The sequence below is a fragment of the Sedimentitalea sediminis genome, from assembly GCF_042687825.1.
Taxonomy (GTDB): Bacteria; Pseudomonadota; Alphaproteobacteria; order Rhodobacterales; family Rhodobacteraceae; genus Sedimentitalea.
Map to the genome: position 1 here is coordinate 1 of NZ_JBHUQE010000027.1, position 2,500 is coordinate 2,500.

General features: G+C 53.3%; 1 tRNA gene and 2 rRNA genes (1 of these 3 cut by a window edge). All 3 read right to left on the minus strand.

What is annotated here, in order from left to right:
- Positions 1 to 128: 128 nt before the first annotated feature.
- A tRNA-Met gene (locus tag ACFMPD_RS15765) sits at positions 129 to 205 on the minus strand.
- A 69-nt stretch (positions 206 to 274) separates the two neighbouring features.
- Positions 275 to 389, minus strand: a 5S ribosomal RNA gene (rrf, locus tag ACFMPD_RS15770).
- Between the two features lie 79 nt (positions 390 to 468).
- A 23S ribosomal RNA gene (locus tag ACFMPD_RS15775) occupies positions 469 to 2,500 on the minus strand (it continues 794 nt past the right edge of the window).

The window sequence follows — 2,500 nt, forward strand, 5'->3', positions numbered from 1 at the left end:
GCAGTCAGACCGGACGCTTACGACCGGACGCTTACTCAAGCGTTGAGGTGGCGTCGAGTTGTTTTGCGCACAAGCAGAAAGCCCCGCGTGATGCGAGGTTTAAGACTTTGATATTTTTCAGTATTTTTTGGTTGCGGGAGTAGGATTTGAACCTACGACCTTCAGGTTATGAGCCTGACGAGCTACCGGACTGCTCCATCCCGCGCCAAGTGCCTCACGGCGAAGAAATCTGTGAGGCTGCATCGAAAGAGAGATACAACAGAGGTTTTTTTAGGTTTGGCAGTGACCTACTCTCCCACGTCTTAAGACGCAGTACCATCGGCGCTACAGTGCTTAACGGCCGGGTTCGGGATGGGACCGGGTGTTTCACTTGCGCTATGACCACCAAACCGAAAAAAACCTCTGAACTCCAAGTCGCGACACACGGTGTATGCTTTTGATCATGCAGAAGTCTGTCTTCTACTGGATCAAATCAAGCCTATCGAGCAATTAGTACCAGTCAACTGAATGCATTGCTGCACTTACATCTCTGGCCTATCGACGTGGTGGTCTACCACGGCTCTCAGGGATACCTTGTTTTGAGGGGGGCTTCCCGCTTAGATGCCTTCAGCGGTTATCCTGTCCGATCATAGCTACCCTGCACTGCTGCTGGCGCAACAACAGGTCCACCAGTGGATCGTTCACCCCGGTCCTCTCGTACTAGGGGCAACTCCTCTCAAGTATCCTACACCCACGGCAGATAGGGACCGAACTGTCTCACGACGTTCTAAACCCAGCTCACGTACCTCTTTAAACGGCGAACAGCCGTACCCTTGGGACCTGCTCCAGCCCCAGGATGAGATGAGCCGACATCGAGGTGCCAAACACTGCCGTCGATATGGACTCTTGGGCAGTATCAGCCTGTTATCCCCGGCGTACCTTTTATCCGTTGAGCGATGGCCCTTCCACTCGGGACCACCGGATCACTATGGCCGTCTTTCGACTCTGCTCGACTTGTCAGTCTCGCAGTCAGGCTGGCTTCTGCCATTGCACTCAACGAGCGATTTCCGACCGCTCTGAGCCAACCTTCGCGCGCCTCCGTTACGCTTTAGGAGGCGACCGCCCCAGTCAAACTACCCGCCACGCAGGGTCCCGGATCCGGATAACGGACCGCGGTTAGACATCAAGAGTGCGAAGGGTGGTATCTCAAGGGAGGCTCCACAAGAACTAGCGTTCTTGCTTCAAAGCCTACCACCTATCCTGCACATCACAATCCTGATGCCAGTGCGAAGCTGTAGTAAAGGTGCACGGGGTCTTTCCGTCTAACCGCGGGAAACCTGCATCTTGACAGGTAATTCAATTTCGCTGAGTCGATGTTGGAGACAGCGGGGAAGTCGTTACGCCATTCGTGCAGGTCGGAACTTACCCGACAAGGAATTTCGCTACCTTAGGACCGTTATAGTTACGGCCGCCGTTTACCTGGGCTTCAATTCAAGGCTCTCACCTCTCCTTTTAACCTTCAGGCACCGGGCAGGCGTCAGACCCTATACGTCGTCTTGCGACTTCGCAGAGCCCTGTGTTTTTAATAAACAGTCGCCACCCCCTGGTTTGTGCCCCCAGCCAATACTTGCGTAGAAACTGGGCCTCCTTCTCGCGAACTTACGGAGGTATTTTGCCGAGTTCCTTCAACATCGTTCTCTCAAGCGCCTTGGTATTCTCTACCAGTCCACCTGTGTCGGTTTAGGGTACGATCTAATGGAGGGCTATTTCCAGGAACTGATCAGCGGCCCACCCAATCCGATAAGGGTGAACAACCTTCACAATCCGTCACATCCTCCTGGCTCAGGAATATTAACCTGATTCCCATCGACTACGCCTTTCGGCCTCGCCTTAGGGGTCGGCTTACCCTGCTCAGATTAGCTTTAAGCAGGAACCCTTGGACTTTCGGCGAGAGTGTCTCTCACACTCTTTGTCGCTACTCATGTCATCATTCTCGCTAGTGATCTCTCCACCGGATGGCTCACGCCCCGGCTTCATCGAAAGCTCCTTGTGTCCAATCCTTCCGAAGAAGGTAAGGACACATGGAACTATGTCACACTACGCTCTGCTACCATGCCTTACGGCATCCTCAGCTTCGGCTCATGGCTTGAGCCCCGTTACATCTTCGCCGCAGGACAACTTATTTAGACCAGTGAGCTGTTACGCTATCTTTAAAGGATGGCTGCTTCTAAGCCAACCTCCTGGTTGTTTTGGTCGTCCCACCTGCTTTCCCACTTAGCCATGAATTAGGGGCCTTAGCTGGAGGTCAGGGTTGTTTCCCTCTTCACTACGGACGTTAGCATCCGCAGTGTGTCTGCCATCTAGTACTCCTCGGTATTCGGAGTTTGGTTAGGATCAGTAAGCCTGTGGGGCCCCATTACCCATCCAGTGCTCTACCCCCGAGGGTATTCGGATGACGCTCTACCTAAATAGATTTCGCAGAGAACCAGCTATCTCCGAGTTTGATTGGCCTTTCACCCCT